Genomic DNA, 18,633 nt, shown 5'->3' with positions numbered 1-18,633 from the left:
GGTCGCCGAGGGGCGCAGCAACGGTGAGATCGGCAAGCAGCTGTTCATCTCCACCAAGACGGTCAGCGTGCACGTCTCGAACATCCTGGCCAAGCTGGGCGCCGCCGGCCGCACCGAGGCCGCGGCGATCGCCCGTCGCGACGACCTCATTTGAGCAGCGCGCGGCTGTGACGGCCGTCACCGGGCGGCCGCCGACATACCCCTAGTATGGAAGGCCCCCAGCCCCAGGAGCGCGCGATGACGAGCACCGAGGAGCGGATGGCCAAGATGGCCCTCCCCGTGGCGAACCAGCACTTCGCCGAGATCGACCCGGGGCAGCTCCCGCCCGGACCGCGCTGGCACGGGCTCCTGCAGAGCATCGGCCTGCTGCGCTTTCGGCACCGGTTCATCCCCGCGATGCACCGCCGGTACGGCGACGTCTTCTCGCTGAAGATCCTTCCCGAGGGCCGCTGGCTGGTGATCTTCAACCGGCCCGAACACGTGAAGGAGATCTTCGCCGGCGACCCCGAGGTCTTCCACGCGGGGAAGGGGAACGCGATCCTCGGCCCGATCATGGGCGAGCACTCGCTGCTCCTGCAGGACGGCAAGGAGCACAAGCGGGCCCGCGCGCTGCTGATGCCGGCGTTCAACGGACAGGCCTTGCGCGGCTACCGCGACCTGGTCGACCGGGTCGCGGCCGAGCAGGTGGGGCGGTGGCGGAGCGGGGAGGAGTTCCGCAGCCTGGACCGGATGAACGCGCTCACCCTCGAGGTGATCCTGCGCGTCGTGTTCGGCGTCACCGAGGAGGGACGCCTGGACGAGCTGCGGCCCTGCGTGAACCGCACCGTCAACGTCAGCCCCGCCGTCCTCCTCGGCTGGGGTTACCCGGTGCTGCAGCGGTTCGGCACCTGGAGGAAGACGGTCGAGAACGCCTACCGCCTCGACGAGCTGATGTACGCCGAGATCCGTGAGCGCCGAGCCGCGCCCGACCTCGACCGGCGCTCCGACGTGCTGTCGCGGCTGATCCTCGCGGGGAACGAGGGAGACCGGCTCACCGACGAGGAGCTCCGCGACCAGCTGGTGACGCTGCTCCTGGCCGGGCACGAGACCACGGCCAGCGCGCTGTCCTGGGCTCTGTACGAGCTCGGTCGCGACCGCGCGCTCCTGGCCCGGGCCCGAGAGGCGGCGCGCACCGGTGACGACGACTTCCTCGAGGCGGTGCTCAAGGAGGCGATGCGGCTCCACCCGGTGATCCCGATGGTGGTCCGCACCCTGATGCGGCCGACGACGGTCGCGGGCTGGGACCTGCCCGCCGGCGCGACCGTGGGGCCGTCGATCCTGATCGCGCACGGCCGCGACGACAACCACCCCGAGCCCGAGCGCTTCGACCCCGCTCGGTTCCTCGGTCAGAACCCGCCGGTCAACACCTGGATCCCCTTCGGCGGCGGCGTCCGGCGCTGCATCGGGGCCGGGTTCTCGCTGATGGAGGGCGTCGCGGTGCTGCGGCAGGTCCTCACGGCGTACGACGTCACCGCCGCGGGCAGCGACCGTCCGACGGTCCGCAACATCACCAGCGTGCCCCGCCACGGGTCCCGGATCAGGGTGAGCTGAGCCCCCGAACGGGTGAATCTGGTCACGGCTTGGCCAATTCGGGGACCGGGCCGGTAAGGGCCCGACACAATGGCGTTTCATGGGGTGGGGGTCACGTCTGCGCGCGCTCCGGATGGACCTCGGGCCGTTCCGGGAGCACCGTGACTTCCGCCTGCTCCTGATCGCCGGGACGGTCTTCTACCTCGGCGGGATGATGACCTACGTCGCCATCCCGTTCCAGATCTACCAGCTCACGCACTCCAACTTCGCGGTCGGCGCGGTGGGTCTCGTCGAGCTCGGGCCGCTGATCGTCTTCGGTCTGTACGGCGGCGCGCTCGCCGACCACGTCGACCGCCGGCTGCTGCTGATCTGGACCGGCATCGCCCAGGCCGCGTTCACGGCCTGGTTGTGCATCAACGCGTTCTCGCAGAACCCCCGGCTCTGGGAGATCTTCGTGGTCTCCGGCCTCCTCGCCTCGTCCTCGGCGCTGCAGCGCCCGTCGCGCGAGGCGCTCCTGCCGCGTACCGTCCGGCACGACGAGCTGACCGCGGCCAACGCGTTGTCGAGCTTCGGGATGCAGGCCGGCGTCCTGGTCGGCCCGACGATCGGTGGCCTGATCGTGGCCGCGGCCGGCCCCGGGTGGTGCTTCCTGGTCGACATCGTGGGCCTGTTCGTGGCCTCGATGATGTACGCCGCGATGCGGCGCTACCCGCATGTGGGCGAGACCGAGGCGCCCAGCCTGGCCGGCATCGGCAAGGGCCTGCGCTACGCGTTCAACCGGCGTGACCTGCTCGGCACCTACGTGGTGGACCTGGCCGCGATGCTGCTGGCGATGCCGGTGGTGCTGTTCCCCGCCCTCGCCGAGAACGTCTTCTCCCGGCCGCACCTGCTCGGTTTCCTGTACTCCGCCGAGACCATCGGAGCGCTGGTCGCGACGGCACTCTCGGGCTGGACGGCACGCGTCCACCACCACGGCCGGGCGATCGTCCTGGCCGCCGCGGTGTACGGCGCCTGCATCGCCGCCGCGGGCTGGTCCTCCTCGATCTGGCTCGCGGTGCTCTTCTTCGCGCTGGCGGGGGCCGCCGACATGATCTCCGCGGTCTTCCGCGGCACGATCTGGAGCCAGACCATCCCGGACACCCTGAGGGGCAGGCTGGCCGGCATCGAGATGCTCAGCTACTCCATCGGCCCGCTCGGCGGCCAGGTGCGGGCGGGTGTGGTAGCCGACCGGTGGACGGTCCGCGGGTCGATCATCAGTGGCGGCGTCTCCTGCGTCGCCGGGGTCACGCTCACCGCGATGTGGCTGCGCGGCTTCTGGGGCTACGACGCGCGCACCGACGAGCACGCCGTGGCCCAGAGGGAGGCCAGGCAGCCCGCCGGCGAGCGCGCCGAGTCCTGAGAAATCAGCGTGGAGGCTGATGCGGAGAGCCCTCCGGTCCCATGCGGGGACCGGAGGGCTCTCTGCGAGGGCAGACCTATCGAGGTCAGACCATGTGGAACAGCGTGATCATGCCCATCGCGGCGTGCGGCGTGACCCCATCGGTCTTGCTGGGCCAGAAGCACATCACGGCGTACTTGCCACGCGGAACGCGGTACTTCCACACAAAGGTGTGTCCGGGGCTGATCACGTTGGTCTCCGTGAAGCCCGAGCGTCCGAAGGACGGCGGGTTCTGGTCACCCGACATGAAGTAGTCGACGATGTCCTGGACCGTGGTCGGCTCGGTGACCTGGTTCAGCACGAGGAAGTGCGGCTCCTTCGCCTTGTTCGTCGTCTTCATCCAGCCCCGGTGCGGGTCGGTCTTCGGCGCCACGAACACGTTCGCGCCGCCGTCGCTGGTGGCGGCGTTCAGCCATCCGGTCGGGCTCGGCAGCGCCCGCCTCTGGTGGGTTCCCCGGGCCTTGAGGACCGTCTTGGCGTTCGACTGCAGGTTGGCGACGTAGTAGGTGTCGGCGCGGTCGAGGTCCACACCCCAGAAGTTCGCGGGGGCGCCCTTGGCAGGCACGTCGATGCCGCCGTAGAAGACGACGTTCTTGTCGACGCGCTGGACCACCTTGGCGGTGGAGTTCGGCCCGAACATGGCGGCGAAGTCCTTGTTGGCCTGCCGCACGGTGTAACCGGACCTGAGCCGGAGCACCTGCATCGTGCCGCCGGCGCCGGCGCGGACGACCTTGAACAGGGTCTTGCCGGGCCGCAGCCTCGTCGTCGAGAGCACGGGACCGTGCTTGGTCGACTTGATCGTCACCGTGAGGGTCTTGGTGGCCCTGGCGCTGGTGTGGTGCGTCCCGGAGGCCTCGGCGGCTCCCCCGGTCGCAGCCAGACCCGCCGTGGCCGTGAGCAGCAGCGCCGTGGCTGCCGCGCGATAACGCGTCTGCATCAGTGTCTTCCTCCTGGAGCGGGGTCTCTGGCGGACCCCTGCGCACGCAGTTCTATGTCGGAAGAACCGCTCCGGTCAGCGCTCGACACGCCATTTACGTCGGGAGGATGACGGCTTTGGAGCGGAATCATCCTGTCGGATGACAGTGCGGCCGGAATCCCTGTCGCCCGCCTCGTGGTCCGGGGATTCGGGCCAGCTTGCCCGGTCCGGGAGAATGGGCGCTCGAAGGAGGTGGGTGCCGACGTGAGGTCCGACAAGGAGCGACCGGTCATCGCCGGACTGCTGGCGCTGGTCGGCGTCGCCGTGGCCGTCGGGCTCATCGCTGCCGGTGCATTCGTCGTGGGAGCCCACGTCGTGGGGCTCAGCGGTGGCCATGCGGCCATCGTGGGCGGCGACGCGGGGGCGACCATGATCGTGCCCAAGCCGGAGAAGACCCAGCCGGCCACCGGCCCGTCGATCACGCTGGGGTCCAGCCCGACCTCCTCCGACACGAACCAGAGCCCGCCGCCGAAGATCGAGAAGCCCAAGACCCGGATCTCCCTGCAGGCCGGGCAGACGTCGGTCCCGCCGATGGGCCGGATCGACCTGACCGGCACCTACCCCGGCGGTGAGGGAGCCGTGCTGAACGTCCAGAAGTTCAGCAACGGCTCGTGGCAGGACTTCTACTCCATCTCCGCGACGGTCACGAACGGCACCTTCTCGACGTACATCCAGACCGGTACGCCTGGGATGAACCGGTTCCGCGTGATCGACTCAGACACCCACCGGGCGTCGAACGAGGTGCGGGTCCAGATCCGCTGATCGGGTCGTCCGCGAGGGAAGCACCCCGGCTGCCCCTGGGGCGGACGACCCAACCGGACCCGGCTGCTGGGGGGACTCAGTCGGGGATCCGGTCAAAGGTGTTCGGGTTCGGGCCGGTGCGCCCGGACTCACCGCGGTCGAGCCCGGAGATCGCGGCGACGTCCTCGTCGGTGAGCTCGAAGTCGAAGAGCGCGAAGTTCTCCTCCATCCGCTCCCGGTGCATCGACTTCGGGAAGACGATGTCACCGCGCTGGAGGTGCCACCGCAGGGTGACCTGCGCCGCGGTCCGGCCGACCCGCTCGGCGATCCCTGCGATCGTCGGGTCGCCGGCGATGCCGCCGCGGGCGATCGGCGACCACGCCTCGGTCGCGATCCCGTGCCGGGCGTCGGCGGCCCGCGCGGCCTCGTTGGTGAAGAACGGGTTCACCTCGATCTGGTTCACCGCCGGGATCACGCCGGTCTCGTCGAGAATCCGCTCGAGGTGGTCCGGCTCGAAGTTCGAGACGCCGATGGACGCCGTACCCCCGTCGTCGCGGAGCTCGGCCAGGGTGCGCCACGTGGTGACGAAGTCGCCGTCGTACCGGGTGGGCAGCGGCCAGTGGATGAGGAAGAGGTCGACGCGGTCGAGCCCGAGCTTGTCCAGCGACTCGGCGAAGGAACGCCGGGCGTCGTCGGGCCGGTGGTAGCCGTTGTTCAGCTTGGTGGTGACGTACAGCTGGTCCCGGGAGATGCCGGCCGCGGCGATCGCGGCTCCGACCTCCGCCTCGTTGCCGTACATCTGGGCGGTGTCGATGTGGCGGTAGCCCACCTCGAACGCCTGCTCGACCGTCTTCTGGGTGTCTGCCGGCGGCACCAGGAACACGCCGAACCCGAGCTGCGGGATCTCCGTGCCGTCATTCAGGGGGATGGTCGGGACTGTCGTCGTGGAAACGGTCATACAAGGGGCGACAACACGATTCGGCAACTTATTCCACCCGGGACCGCCCGGGCGCGCTCAGCGTTGCGAGCACCCTGTTAGATGGGGGCCGTGCGTGTCCTGCGAATCCTCGCGCCGTTGGCGCTGGTCGCCGGTCTGGTGGCCGCGTGCGGCAACGGGTCCAGCTCCGACTCCGGCGCCTCGACCGGTGTGGCGAACTCCACCACGGTGCAGCTGCGTCCGGTCTCCGCCCGGTACATCCAGAACCCCGCGGACGGGCAGGAGCAGCTCGGCCCGACGGTTCCCAAGGACCTGCTGGGCGCGATGAAGAGCTACGACTGCTCGTCGCAGCCCACCGAGCTGCAGGGCATGCTCCTGGAGTGTGACTCGACCGGCACCGTGTTCCTGCTGCAGAGCCCGCTCCTCAGTGGCGGCGTCGCCTCGGCGGTGCCGCTGGAGATCGGGCACGGCCAGGAGTGGTACGTGAAGCTGACCTTCGACCAGCAGGCAGCCGCGACTCTCTCGAAGGCCGCCGACACGATGCCGGGGACCGACCTGGCGGTCGTGCTGAAGGGCAAGGTGCTGACCGCGCTGATCGTCGACTCCTCGATGAAGGACGGCCACATCGGCATCACCGGCGACTTCGACAAGCAGCAGGCGACCACGATCGCCCACGAGTTGGCGGCCTAGGCTCCGGACTCGTTCGGCCTGCGCCACTGCCGCTCGAAGGGCAGCCGCCAGGCGAACGGCGCCACCAGCTGGTGGATCTGGTTGGGCCCCCAGGAGCCCTGGGCGTACGGACGCACGACCGGCGGGTTCTCGAGCAGTGGTGTCGAGATCTCCCACAGCCGCTCGATGCCGCGTGCGGCCGAGAACAGGGTGCGGTCGCCCCGGGCCGCGTCGTAGATCAGCCGCTCGTAGGCCTCGAGCACGGCGCCCGCCCAGCCGGTGTCCTGCATCGCGAACTGCATGGACAGCTTGTCCAGCTTCATCCCCGGGCCGGGGCGCTTGCCGTAGAACGACAGCGACATCTTCGCCTCGTCCGCGAGGTCGAAGGTGAGATGGTCGGGGCCGTGGTCGCCGACCCCGGAGCCGGCCGGGAACATCGACCGTGGCGGCTCGCGGAAGGCGATCGAGATGATCCGCGCCCCCTCGGCCATCCGCTTGCCGGTGCGCAGATAGAACGGGACGCCGGCCCAGCGCCAGTTGTCCACGTAGCACTTGAGCGCGACGAAGGTCTCGGTCTCGGAGTCCGGGGCGACGCCCTCGATGTCGCGATACCCGACGTACTGCCCGCGTACGACGTCGGCGGGCTCGATCGGGAGCATCGACCGGAAGACCTTGTTCTTCTCCTCGCCGATGGCCTCCGGCTCGAGCGCGGTCGGCGGCTCCATCGCGGTGAAGGCGAGCACCTGGAAGAGGTGGGTGACGACCATGTCCCGGTAGGCGCCGGTGCTCTCGTAGAAGTTGGCGCGCTGGTCGAGACCGAGCTCCTCGGGTACGTCGATCTGGACGTGGTCGATGTGGTTGCGGTGCCAGATCGGCTCGAACAGCCCGTTCGCGAACCGGAACGCCAGGATGTTCTGCGCCGCCTCCTTGCCCAGGAAGTGGTCGATCCGGAAGATCTGCTCCTCGCGGAAGACCTCGTGGAGCTCGCCGTTCAGCTTGACCGCGCTGGCGAGGTCGGTGCCGAACGGCTTCTCCATCACGATCCGGCTGTTCTCCACGAGGCCGGCCTCGGCGAGCTCGTGCACCACCGACAGGGCCGCCTTCGGCGGCACGCTGAGGTAGTGCAGCCGGTCGAACTCCCCGGCGCGCCCTCCCTCCGCCTCCTCGATGGTGCGCCGGAGACCGTCCGGGCCGCCATCGCCGGGCGCCCAGTACAGGAGCTTGGAGAACTCCGGCCAGCCGTCGGTGTCGTGGTCGTCGCCGCCGAACTCATCGACCGCCTGGTGCGCGAAGTCGATGAACGACTCACGGTCGTGGGCGTCCAGGGACGTGCCGACCACGACGATGTCGCGCATCAGCCCCGTCTGGAACAGGTGCAGCAGACCGGGCAGCAGCTTGCGGCGGCTGAGGTCGCCGGTGGCACCGAAGAGGACGACGGTGGTGGGCTTGGTCGGCATGGTTCCCAGCCTGCACCCGTGCCGGGGCGGATGAGAAGCGCGACCGGCGTACGGCGGGGTCAGCCCCGGGCCATCGACTCCTCGCGCGACTCCTCGTCCGTGTCGGCTGAATCGTCGGCCGACTCGTCCGCGGACTCCACCGGGTCCTCCCCCTCGTCCGTCGTTTCCTCGGCCGGTTCCGCTGACTGCTCCTCGGCAGGCGTGGAGGCGTCCCCCTCCTCGTCCGCGCCGAAGGCGCTGAGCGGCATCGCCGCGGTGCCGGTGAGCGTCGCCAGCATCTGCCGCACGTTGGCCAGCTGGGCGTTGATGCTGTCGCGCCGCTGGCTGGCGGCGGTGAGCTCGCGGTCGGAGTCGGCCCGCACGCGCTCGGCGGTCGCCTTCGCGTCGCTGACGATGCGCGCGGCCTCCTGACGTGCCTCCTCGACGAGCCGGTTCGCCTCGCGACCGGCCTCCCCCCGGGCGTGCTCGGCGTCGGTGCGGGTGCGCTCGGCGAGCTCCTTGGCCTCGTCGAGGCGCGCCTGCGACTCGGCCATCTTCTGCGTGAACTCGTCCTCGGCCGCCTTGCGGCGTCCCGCGAGGGTGGTCTCGAAGTCGGCGGCAGCCTTGGCCGCGCGGGCCCGCTGCTCCTCGTAGACCGCCTCGGCCTCCTGGAGCCGGACCGACGCGTCGCGCTCGGCCCCGTCGCGATGGTCGTCGGCTGCCTTGCGGGCCTCCTCCTCGATCCGCGCGGCCGTGGCGTCGGCCTCGCTCCGCACCCGTACGGCGTACTGGTCGGCCTCCTCGCGCGCCTGGGTCGCGTTCCGGTGGACCGTCGCCGTGTGGGCCTCGGCCTCCTCGCGGGCACGGTCGCGCAGCTCGGACGCCTCGGCGTCCGCGAGGGACAGGATATGACCGACCCGCTCGCCGAGGTGCTCGTAGCTCGGCGGCTCGGCCGGGCTCGACGCGGCGTCGTGCAGCTCCTGGACCCGCGCGGCGAGACCGTCGCGCTGCTGGGTCAGGGAGGTGACGGCGCTCGCGAGCTCCTCGAGCCGGCGATCGACCTCCGCCGGGTCGTAGCCACGCATGACGGTCTTGAAGCTGCTGTTCTGTTCGTTCACTGCTCGGGTTCCTGTGGTGTGGGGGGATGGGTGGGGGTCGGAACTGCCAGGGCCTGGATGACGCCGGAGAGCTGGCCGAGCTCCTGGGTGATGCCGTCGCGCTGACGTGCGAGGAGCGCCACCTCGGCACGCGCGTCTTCGACGATACGACGCGCCTGAGACCGCAGCTCATCGGCCTCGGTACGGGCATCGGCGACCAGCGCGGCACCTTCGGCGCGGGCGCGGCGGAGTTCGTCGTCGGCAGCCCGCTGCCGGCTCAGTACGTCCTGGGCCACCTGCTCCCGCAGGGCGCGCGCCCCCTGCTCGGCCTCGGCGAGGCGGTGCCGGGCGCGCTCGTCGGCGTTGGCCGCGGACGCCTCGGCGTCCTCACGGATGCGGGCGGCGTCCTGTTCGCCCGCGGCGCGTGTCTGCTGCGCCTCGCGGGCCGCCGCGGCCAGGGCGTCCTCGGCCGAACGGCGGCGGTCGTCTGCCTCCCGCCGCGACAGGTCGGTCTCGGAGGCCAGCCTCTGCCGCAGCCGGCCGGTCACGCCGACGACTCCCTGGCGGACACGGCGTACGACGTCGGCCGCGTCGCGGTGACCGACCTGCCGGATGCGGTCGGCCTCGAGGTCGGCGGTGGCCAGCAGGGACTGGACGGTCTGCTGGGTCCACGTCGTCTGCTCCGCTGCCGCGGCGAGCTGGCGGTGGGCCTCGCGCTCGGCGGCCGCGACGTGCTCGTCGGCCCGGGTGCGCGCCTCGGCGAGGACGCGCTCGGCCTCCTCACGGGCGGCGACGGCCGCGGTCTCCGCGTCGGCCCGCAGGCTCTGAGCCTCGGCCTCGGCCTCCGCCCGGAGCGCGGCGGCCTCCTCGCTCGCGGCGCCGAGCAGCTTCTCGGCCGCAGCCTCGGCCTCGGCGGTGCGCGACTCGACGAGGTCGCGGGTCTCGGAGTCCTGCTGGTCGGCCCGCGCGCGTGCGCTCGCCAGCAGGGCGTCGGCGTGCTGCTGTGCCTCGTCGCGCACGGCGCCCGCCGCGGCGACGGCGTCCTCGTGGGTACGCCGGCCGGCGTCCGCGCGCTCGGTGGCGATGCGTTCGGCCTCGGCCACGATCTGGTCGTGGTGGGTCTGCGCCGCCTCCATCAGCACTCGGGCCTGCTCGCCCGCGTCGGTGACGATCTGCTGGGCGTCGGCGGAGGTGTCGTCGAGGAGCCGCTGGGCGTGCTCACGGGCTCGGGTCGCCTCGGCATGGAGCCGCGCCGCCTCCTCACGGAGGCCGTGGGCCTCGGCGGTGTGCGCCCGGGCCTCCTCCTCGGCGCGGGCCTGGAGCTCGTCGGCGACTGCCTGGGCATGCCGGAGCAGCGCCGCGGCGCGTTCGCTGCCTGCGGCCTCGGGGGGCGGGCCGACCGGACCGTCCTGCATGGCGGTCATGCCCGCATCCTCCCAAACGATCGGGCGTTGTGGGAGTCGGTCTCCGAAGTCCATCCCGACACCTCCATGCGGCCGGTGGCGGGGGCTGGATCTCGGTCAGTGGGCGGGGCGGACGAACCGGAACGCCCACGCGGGGAGGCGCAGCGTCGTCTGGGCAGAGGTGCAGCTCTCCTCGCGCCGGCCGGCCCGGCGCGCGTCGCGCCGGGCGGCGCGGACGGCGCGCACCTGGGCGCGACGCTCGGCGTCCCTGATGCGGTCGTTGATGGTCTGCTCGGCCACGAGCTGGAAGGCGCTCATGTTGCCAGGAAGGATGTTCATCTCGGGCTCCTCGGGCTTCGGTCCGTCTGCTGACGACCTCCACACTCGCGCTGAGGAGACGTCCGCGGATCTGGCATTCGACGTAGACCGCGCCTCAGATCTCGGCGGTCGTCACGCCCGGCTGGGCGCGGACTGTCTGAGGTGCCTCACGGTCAGAGACCGTCCACCTCGGAGCGGGATCGAGGCCGGCAGCCCGGTCAGCGGGTGAACCGGAGGGTGACGATCTGGAACGGCCGCAGGCTGATCTCGGAGCCGTCCCAGTCGTCGCTCTCCAGCGGTCGTTCGAGCAGGTCGACGACCTCGGCCCCCGAGCTCTCGAACCCCGCGATGACCCGGAGGCGGCTCCGTGCCCCGAGCGGCTCGTAGAGGCGCACGATGACGTCTCCGGAGCCGTCCTCGGCGAGCTTGACCGCCTCGACGTACGCCGTGCCGCCCTCGACCCGCACCAGGGGCTCGACCGGGTGGCCTCGACGGCGTCGCAGCGGCAGGTTCAGCGCGTAGCCGGCGCCGGCCGCCTCGGCGACCCCGGCGCCCGGCACGATCGCGTGCCGGAACGTGTGCCGGCCCTGGTCGGTGCCCGGGTCGGGGAACCTGGGCGCGCGGAGGAGGCTGGCCCGGATCCGGGAGTACGTGCCGGCACCGGGGCGCGGGTGCCGGGTCACGTCGTGGCCGTACGTCGTGCGGTTGGCGAGCGCGACGCCGTACCCCCGCTCGGCGACCAGCACCCACCGGTGTGCGCAGACCTCGAAGCGCGCGGCGTCCCAGCTGGTGTTGACGTGGGTGGGGCGGACGACGTGCCCGAACTGCGTCTCGTACGACGCGTGGTCGGTGTGGACGTCGCAGTCGACCGCGAGCTTGAGCACCTTCTCGCGCTCGTGCCAGTCGACCTCGGTGTCGATCTCGACCCGGTCGCCACGCAACGCGACCCGCTGCGCGACCCGCGAGCGGCCGAAGGACCTGACGACCACGATCGCGTCGCCGTCGGTGCGCACATCGTCGGCATCGCTCAGTCGGGTGACCGTGTGCCGATGGTGCTCGTCGAGGTCCCAGGCGTCCCAACGGTTGGGGTGGTCGGGATGGAGCTCGAGCAGGTTGGCCGCGCCCCCGGGCGGGATCACCTCCCGGTCGTGACGCTTGTCGACGATCGACCGGATCACGCCGTCGGCGTCCAGGGTGACCAGGAGTTCGTCATTCTCGAGGTGGTTTCGAGCCCTTCGAGACGGCTCGTCCCTCGCCTCCTCAGGAACCAACGCTCGCAGAGATCGCTCCTCAACCACCGGTGTCGCGTCCGCAGCAAGCGCGGGGACGGCATCGAGCTCCACCGGCGAGGCGTTGTAGGCGACCTCGTCGTCGCCGTCGCCGGCGAGGGCGTCGAGCGCCCGCTCGATGATCTCCTCCAGGTCGGCCACCCCCCGGGCGTACGTCGTGCGCGCCTCGCGGTGCACCCACGCGATGGACGAGCCCGGGAGGATGTCGTGGAACTGGTGCAGCAGCACGGTCTCCCACGCCGACCGCAGCTCGTCGTAGGGGTAGTCGAGGAGCCCGCGCACGGCCGCGGTCGCGGACCACAGCTCTGCCTCCCGCAGGAGGTGCTCGCAGCGGCGGTTGCCGTCCTTCATCGCGGCCTGAGAGGTGTAGGTGCCGCGGTGGATCTCGAGGTACAGCTCGCCGACCCAGACCGGCGCGCGATCGGCGTACTCCGCCTCCGCGGCCTCGAAGAAGGCCGACGGCGCCTCGACCCGGACGCGCGGCGAGCCGGCCAGGTCCTCGGTACGTCGTGCCCGCGCGAGCATCTCGCGGGTCGGCCCGCCGCCGCCGTCGCCGTACCCGAACGGCAGCAGCGCCCGGGACGCCCCGCCCTTCTCGCGGAAGTTGGCGGCCGAGTGCGCGAGCTCGGCGCCCGTCAGCTCGGCGTTGTAGGTGTCGACCGGCGGGAAGTGGGTGAAGACGCGGGTGCCGTCGATGCCCTCCCACCAGAACGTGTGGTGGGGGAAGGGGTTGGTGGTGTTCCACGAGATCTTCTGCGTGAGGAACCACCGCATCCCCGCCTGGGCCACGATCTGCGGCAGCGCGGCGGTGTAGCCGAACGAGTCCGGCAGCCAGACCTCGCGCGGCTCGATGCCGAGGTGCTCAGCGAACCACCGCTTGCCGACCACGAACTGCCGCGCCATGGCCTCGCCGCCGACCAGGTTGGTGTCGGACTCCACCCACATCCCGCCGGTCGGCACGAAGCGTCCCTGCTCGACGTACCTCTTCACCCGCGCGAAGAGCTCGGGGTACGCCGACTCCAGCCACGCCCACTGCTGGGCGCTGGACATCGCGTAGACGAGCGAGTCGTCGGTGTCCATGAGGTGTACGACGTTGGCGACGGTGCGGGCGACCTTGCGGACCGTCTCGCGGACCGGCCAGAGCCAGGCCGAGTCGATGTGCGCATGGCCGACGGCCGAGATCGTGTGACCGCCGGGGGCGGCCGGGGTGCCGAGGACGCCGCCCAGCTCGGCCCGGGCCAAGGCCGCGGCGCCGGCGACGTCCGCCGGGTCCGACGCGTCGACCGCGTCGAGCGCCGCCTCGATCGCGTAGAGGATCTCGCGGCTCCGGTGGTCGTCGGGGAGGCTGCGACGCAGGCCGTCGAGCACCTCGAGGTCGGACACCAGGTCGGCGACCTCGGTCGCGCGTCGGCAGAGATCCGCGCGCGCCAACGTGTAGAGCGGCTCGGCGGACGTGGTCAGGCGATCACCGAGATCGGTCGGCCGGAAGCCGGTGAGCACGGTCGGGTTGGCCGCGGCCTCGACGTACCACTCGGCCTCGCCCGGGCTCGCGGGGACCCAGTCGTTGCGCGGGTTGAGGCCCTTGACGATCCGGCCGCCGGCCTCGTGCACGAGCCCCTCGGCCTGGAACCCGGGCACGGCCCGGGTCCAGCCGAGGTCGAGCACCGCTTCGATGGGGCCGGGGCCCGCCGGCACGTGCCCGCTCAGCCGGAACCACGACGTACCCCAGGCCGGGCCCCAGCGCTCGCCGACCCGGCACGGCCGGTACGCCGCGTCCCGCGCGGCCGCGAACGGCACCGGCTCGCCCACCCGTCCGTCGTCGGCCGGTGGTACGTGCCAGACCTCGACGGTGAGCGGCGCGAGGATCGTGTGGACCGCGGGCCGCAGCCGCTCGTCCAGTGCCCGCGCGAGCCGGGCCTCGATCTCGCGGAGCCGATCGTGCATGCGCTCAGAGAACCTTCTGGTACCACGCGGTGTCGAGCCAGCGGTCGAACTTCCAGCCCACCTCGCGCATCGTGCCGAGGTGCTCGAAGCCGCACGCTTCATGCAGGGCGACGCTGGCCGGGTTGGGCAGCGCGATCAGGGCGAGCGCGACGTGGATGCCGTCGGCCCGCACGCGGGCGAGCAGGTCGTCGTACATCCGTCGGCCGAGCCCCTGTCCGCGCGCGTGCCCGCTCAGGTAGACCGAGGTCTCGCGAGTGAGCCGGTATCCAGGGCGCGGCCGGTACGCCGAGGAGTAGGCGAAGCCGGCGACCTCTCCGCCGTCGTCGGCGACCAGGAAGTGGTCGCCGGGCTCGGTGCTCGCGAGGTGGTGCTCCCAGTAGGAGAGCGGGGGCGGCTCGAGGTCGAAGGTCGAGATGCCGATCCGGACCTGCTCGTCGTAGATCGCAGCGGCTCCGGGGAGGTCGGCGGTCGTGGCCGGCCGGACCTGTGTCGTCGACCCGATCACGGCAGCAGTCCGTGCGCCCGGAACATCCGGTCGTAGATCTCGCGGACGACGGGTTCCTTGTGCCGGTTGTAGTCCATCCCGGTGCCGCCCCCGGGGCGGGCGTTCATCGCGGTGGCCGCGGCGCGCTTGGCGTCGGCGTACCGCTGCCGCTCCTCCTCGTGCTCGACGAGCCAGTCGTGGAACATCCGGTGCCGGATCACCTCGGGGCAGTCAGGGCCGAAGATGTGGACGTACGCGAGGGGGTCGGCCCACTTCACGAGTCTGTGCTCGTGCCACCAGGGCTCGCGGATGTGATGGACGAAGCCGGCAGCGACGAGATCGGGGAGGTACGCCGCCTCCTCGGCCGGGTCGGCCACCACCAGATCGATGTCGATCACCGGCTTCGCGGGCAGCCCGGGTACGGACGTCGAACCGACGTGGTGGATCTCCAGGGCGCGGTCACCCAGGACGGCGCGGATGCGCTCCGCAACTCGCCGGAAGTCGGCCGGCCAGCGGTCGTCGTACTCCACGACCCGGATCTCGTAGGGCCGTGCCCCGCTCGGGTCGACGAACGGGTCTGCTCCCGGCGGCGGGCGGTCGTCGTGGTGGCGCGTGATCTCTTCTGCGGTCGGCACCAGGCGGACGCTACCGATCCTCCTACCGATCACGCAGGGCGACCGCGCGGGCCGGGTGGTTGGTGGTGATCATCCAGATACGGCGGTCGTGCAGGAAGCGCCTCTGCAGCCACGTGGAGTCGACGGTCCAGACCAGCAGCGGGACCCCGATGTGGGTGGTCCAGCGGGCGAGCCGGATCATCGCGAGCGCGAAGTGGGCCGCGACCGCGTCCGCGCTCGACAGCCGGAACCGGAGCTGGGGGAACAGCTCACCCCAGCGTCGTCGGATCGCGTTCTGCCACGTCATCCCGCGGACGCTTCCCCCGATGCTGAGCGCCACCACCATCGAGGGGGCGTGGGCATCGGCCCACTCGCGCAGGGCGGTGGTGGTGGCGCGGACCCCGGCGGTGAAGACGATCTTCGCGGGGTCGAGGTGCTCGACCAGGATCGAGGCGAGCTCGACCTCCCAGCACTCGCCAGCGGCGCGTGCCTGATGGGGGGTGCGGAACTTCATGTCCACGTGCGCCCCCATGCCCGTCGCGGCCAGGGCGTCGAGCAGGCGGTCGAGGGGGCACACGTCGGGGGCGCGTGACCGGAGCACGTCCCAGGTGAGGTCGGAGATCACGAGGGACCCGTCGCCGATGCCGCCGTCGGGGTCGTGGGAGACCACGAACCTGCCGTCGGAGCACCGACGTACGTCGAACTCGCAGTAGTCGGCGCCGATCCTCGCCGAGTGCTCGATCCCGGCGATCGGGTCCTCGTGGCCGCCGACATTGCCCAGCTCGGCGTACCCGCAGCGGTGGGCGGACACCAGGACGCGATGGCGGGCCACAGCCCATCACGGTAGCCGGAGCCCTCCGGGTCGTCCGCCTCAGCGGCACCCGTGGCCGCGCCTCAGGCGGGCGACCCGAAAAATTGGCGTCCGGGCGGGAACAAGGCGGCCTCGGGTCGTCGTTGTGCCATCTGACAGACTTGAGCGCAGCTGGCTCAAGAATTTTGTCAGTCCACCGCCCACCGTCAGGATGGGCACCACCCACAGACAACAAGAGACAGACCGGCCCGAACGGCCGGATGACCCCGGAGGTAACCAGACATGGCTCGTGCCGTCGGCATCGACCTCGGTACGACGAACAGCGTCGTCGCCGTACTCGAAGGTGGGGAACCCACCGTCATCGCCAACGCAGAGGGCGCACGCACCACCCCGTCGGTGGTCGCGTTCGCGAAGTCCGGCGAGGTGCTCGTCGGCGAGGTCGCCAAGCGACAGGCGGTGACCAACGTCGATCGCACCATCCGCTCCGTGAAGCGTCACATGGGCACGGACTGGAAGCAGAAGATCGACGACAAGGACTTCACGCCGCAGCAGATCAGCGCGTTCGTCCTCCAGAAGCTCAAGCGGGACGCCGAGTCCTACCTCGGCGAGACCGTGACCGACGCGGTGATCACCGTGCCGGCGTACTTCTCCGACGCCCAGCGTCAGGCCACCAAGGAGGCCGGCGAGATCGCAGGCCTGAACGTCCAGCGCATCATCAACGAGCCCACCGCGGCCGCGCTGGCCTACGGGCTCGACAAGGGTGACGCCGACCAGACGATCCTGGTCTTCGACCTCGGTGGCGGCACGTTCGACGTCTCGCTGCTCGAGGTGGGCAAGGACGACGACGGCTTCGCCACCATCGAGGTGAAGGCGACCTCCGGTGACAACCACCTCGGTGGTGACGACTGGGACTCGCGGATCGTCGACTGGATGGTCAAGAAGTTCAAGGACGGCAACGGCGTCGACCTGTCCCAGGACAAGATCGCCATGCAGCGTCTCCAGGAGGCCGCGGAGAAGGCGAAGATCGAGCTGTCCGCCTCGAGCGAGACGACGATCCACCTGCCCTACATCACGCACGGCGAGTCCGGCCCGCTCCACTTCGAGGAGAAGCTGACCCGCTCGGAGTTCCAGAAGATGACCTCCGACCTGCTCGACCGGACCAAGGCGCCGTTCCGCTCGGTGCTCAAGGACGGCGGCGTCGACGTCTCCAAGATCGACCACGTCGTCATGGTCGGCGGCTCCACCCGGATGCCCGCCGTCACCGACCTGGTCAAGGAGCTGCTCGGCGGCAAGGAGCCGAACAAGGGCGTCAACCCCGACGAGGTCGTCGCGGTCGGCGCCGCGCTGCAGGCCGGCGTGCTCAAGGGCGAGGTCAAGGACGTCCTGCTCCTCGACGTCACCCCGCTGAGCCTCGGCATCGAGACCAAGGGCGGTGTCTTCACCACCCTGATCGAGCGCAACACCACGATCCCGGCCAAGCGGTCCGAGATCTTCACCACCGCCGACGACAACCAGCCGAGCGTGGAGATCAAGGTCGCCCAGGGCGAGCGCCAGATGTGGGCGCAGAACCAGCCGCTCGGCAACTTCGAGCTGACCGGTCTGCCCCCGGCGCCGCGCAACGTGCCCAAGATCGAGGTCACCTTCGACATCGACGCCAACGGCATCGTGCACGTCTCGGCCAAGGACCAGGCGTCCGGCCGCGAGCAGTCGATGACGATCTCGGGCGGCAGCGCCCTGAGCAAGGACGAGATCGACCGGATGATCAAGGACGCCGAGCAGTACGCCGCGGAGGACGCCGCCCGCCGCGAGGCCGTCGAGACCCGCAACCAGGGCGAGTCCCTGGTCTACACGACCGAGAAGTTCCTGGCCGACAACGCCGAGAAGGTCCCGGACGACGTGAAGATCGAGGTGCAGGCGGACGTCGACGCGCTGAAGAAGACGCTGGAGAACGCCGACGCCGGCAAGGACGAGATCCAGGCCGGCATCTCCAAGCTCGGTGAGTCCAGCCAGAAGATGGGCGCCGCGATGTACGCCGCAGCCGAGGCCGACCAGACCGCGGCCGGTGGCACCGACAGTTCGACCGGCGCCGCGGACGACGACGTCGTCGACGCCGAGATCGTGGACGAGCCCACCGACTCGGCCGACGACGGGGAGGGCGAGTCCAAGTGACCGATGGGCGGACGGGGAAGTCGCGCACCGCGGCTTCCCCTCCGACCCACTCGTTCGGTGACGCCGCTTCCGAGATGGCCAACGAGACCGAGGTGGACGAGCCCGTGACCCCCCGGCACGCAGCACAGACCGACACGCCCACTCCGGAGGAGCGCCCGCGCACCGACGACATCAGCGGCGTGGACAACATGCTCGAGGAAGGTGCTCCGCTGGAGCCCGCCGACCTGCGGGACGTGGAGTCCGGTGAGGACACCGCGCCTGCCGCCGCACCGGACGCCGAGCAGCTCGAGCTGGCACTGGCCGAGCGCACGGCGGACCTGCAGCGGCTGCAGGCGGAGTACCTCAACTACAAGCGCCGGGTCGACCGCGACCGGGAGCTGGTCCGTGAGAACGCGACGTATACCGCGCTCGCCCCCATCGTCGAGGTCCTCGACACCATCGACCGGGCCCGCGAGTCCGCCCGATCTCTGGGGAGCGAGCTCGAGCAGGGCTTCTCGGCGGTCGCCGACCAGCTGGAGCGGGTGGTGGCCAACGCCGGGCTGGTCAAGTACGGCGCTCCCGGCGACGCCTTCGACCCGCGCATCCACGAGGCCCTCAGCCACATCGGCGAGGACGCCGAGGTCGAGGTGACCACCTGCAAGGTGATCGCCAAGGCGGGCTACCGGATCGGCGAGCGCGTGGTGCGGGCGGCTCAGGTGCTGGTCGTCGACCCGGCCGGCAGCTGAGCGAGACCACCCG

General features: G+C 71.1%; 17 protein-coding genes. 7 read left to right on the top strand and 10 right to left on the bottom strand.

What is annotated here, in order from left to right:
- From VGK78_RS06395 to VGK78_RS06385, 3 genes are all read left to right on the top strand, one after another.
- The coding region (locus VGK78_RS06395; RefSeq protein ID WP_331526695.1) for a response regulator transcription factor at positions 1-154 on the top strand (154 nt) is incomplete at its 5' end.
- A gap of 83 nt (positions 155-237) precedes the next feature.
- Positions 238-1,590 carry a cytochrome P450 gene (locus VGK78_RS06390; protein ID WP_331526693.1) on the top strand — a complete coding sequence of 451 codons (1,353 nt, stop codon included), beginning with the start codon at positions 238-240 and terminating at the stop codon, positions 1,588-1,590.
- Between the two features lie 79 nt (positions 1,591-1,669).
- A complete protein-coding gene (locus tag VGK78_RS06385; protein ID WP_331526692.1) occupies positions 1,670-2,968 on the top strand; it encodes an MFS transporter in 1,299 nt (432 codons plus the stop codon).
- Positions 2,969-3,053: 85 nt separating this feature from the next.
- Here VGK78_RS06385 and VGK78_RS06380 read toward each other — a convergent pair whose 3' ends face one another.
- Entirely contained in the window at positions 3,054-3,944 is an 891-nt protein-coding gene (locus VGK78_RS06380) for a hypothetical protein (RefSeq protein WP_331526691.1), read from the bottom strand.
- 243 nt (positions 3,945-4,187) lie between these two features.
- Here VGK78_RS06380 and VGK78_RS06375 point away from each other — a divergent pair, with 243 nt between their 5' ends.
- Positions 4,188-4,745, top strand: a complete 558-nt coding sequence (locus VGK78_RS06375; protein WP_331526690.1) for a hypothetical protein — start codon at positions 4,188-4,190, stop codon at positions 4,743-4,745.
- Between the two features lie 76 nt (positions 4,746-4,821).
- On the opposite strand, the gene VGK78_RS06370 is transcribed toward VGK78_RS06375, so the two are convergent.
- Positions 4,822-5,682: an aldo/keto reductase gene (locus tag VGK78_RS06370; RefSeq protein ID WP_331526689.1), complete on the bottom strand. Its 861-nt coding sequence runs from the start codon at positions 5,680-5,682 to the stop codon at positions 4,822-4,824.
- 90 nt (positions 5,683-5,772) lie between these two features.
- Between VGK78_RS06370 and VGK78_RS06365 the strand changes: the two genes are divergently transcribed.
- A complete protein-coding gene (locus VGK78_RS06365; RefSeq protein WP_331526688.1) occupies positions 5,773-6,351 on the top strand; it encodes a SecDF P1 head subdomain-containing protein in 579 nt (192 codons plus the stop codon).
- Here VGK78_RS06365 and zwf read toward each other — a convergent pair.
- The 8 genes from zwf to VGK78_RS06325 form a co-directional block, all read right to left on the bottom strand.
- Complete coding sequence (gene zwf, locus VGK78_RS06360; protein WP_331526686.1) at positions 6,348-7,787, bottom strand: glucose-6-phosphate dehydrogenase; 1,440 nt, start codon at positions 7,785-7,787, stop codon at positions 6,348-6,350. The two genes, VGK78_RS06365 and zwf, sit on opposite strands and share 4 nt — an antisense overlap.
- 59 nt (positions 7,788-7,846) lie before the next feature.
- Positions 7,847-8,884 (bottom strand): DivIVA domain-containing protein, encoded by a 1,038-nt coding sequence (locus VGK78_RS06355; RefSeq protein ID WP_331526685.1) that lies wholly within the window; start codon positions 8,882-8,884, stop codon positions 7,847-7,849.
- On the bottom strand, positions 8,881-10,287 hold the full coding sequence (locus VGK78_RS06350) for a hypothetical protein (protein WP_331526684.1): 1,407 nt from the start codon (positions 10,285-10,287) through the stop codon (positions 8,881-8,883). Before VGK78_RS06350 ends, VGK78_RS06355 begins: the two co-directional genes overlap by 4 nt.
- Before the next feature lie 96 nt (positions 10,288-10,383).
- A complete protein-coding gene (locus tag VGK78_RS06345) occupies positions 10,384-10,605 on the bottom strand; it encodes a hypothetical protein (protein ID WP_331526682.1) in 222 nt (73 codons plus the stop codon).
- A 197-nt stretch (positions 10,606-10,802) separates the two neighbouring features.
- Positions 10,803-13,817 (bottom strand): alpha-mannosidase, encoded by a 3,015-nt coding sequence (locus VGK78_RS06340; protein ID WP_331526680.1) that lies wholly within the window; start codon positions 13,815-13,817, stop codon positions 10,803-10,805.
- 4 nt (positions 13,818-13,821) lie between these two features.
- Positions 13,822-14,322, bottom strand: coding sequence for an N-acetyltransferase family protein (locus VGK78_RS06335; RefSeq protein WP_331526679.1), 501 nt, complete (start codon positions 14,320-14,322; stop codon positions 13,822-13,824).
- Positions 14,319-14,936 (bottom strand): GrpB family protein, encoded by a 618-nt coding sequence (locus VGK78_RS06330; RefSeq protein ID WP_331526678.1) that lies wholly within the window; start codon positions 14,934-14,936, stop codon positions 14,319-14,321. Before VGK78_RS06330 ends, VGK78_RS06335 begins: the two co-directional genes overlap by 4 nt.
- A 22-nt stretch (positions 14,937-14,958) precedes the next feature.
- The gene (locus VGK78_RS06325) at positions 14,959-15,747 is read right to left on the bottom strand and encodes a glycerophosphodiester phosphodiesterase (RefSeq protein ID WP_331526676.1); all 789 of its coding nucleotides are present in this window, start codon (positions 15,745-15,747) and stop codon (positions 14,959-14,961) included.
- 261 nt (positions 15,748-16,008) lie between these two features.
- Here VGK78_RS06325 and dnaK point away from each other — a divergent pair, with 261 nt between their 5' ends.
- On the top strand, positions 16,009-17,895 hold the full coding sequence (gene dnaK, locus VGK78_RS06320) for a molecular chaperone DnaK (RefSeq protein WP_331526675.1): 1,887 nt from the start codon (positions 16,009-16,011) through the stop codon (positions 17,893-17,895).
- 92 nt (positions 17,896-17,987) lie between these two features.
- Positions 17,988-18,620, top strand: a complete 633-nt coding sequence (gene grpE, locus VGK78_RS06315; RefSeq protein WP_331526673.1) for a nucleotide exchange factor GrpE — start codon at positions 17,988-17,990, stop codon at positions 18,618-18,620.
- Positions 18,621-18,633 lie beyond the last annotated feature (13 nt).

It is taken from the genome of Nocardioides sp. (assembly GCF_036503465.1).
In the GTDB taxonomy this organism is placed as follows: domain Bacteria; phylum Actinomycetota; class Actinomycetes; order Propionibacteriales; family Nocardioidaceae; genus Nocardioides.
This window is presented reverse-complemented; position numbering and strand designations above follow the sequence as displayed.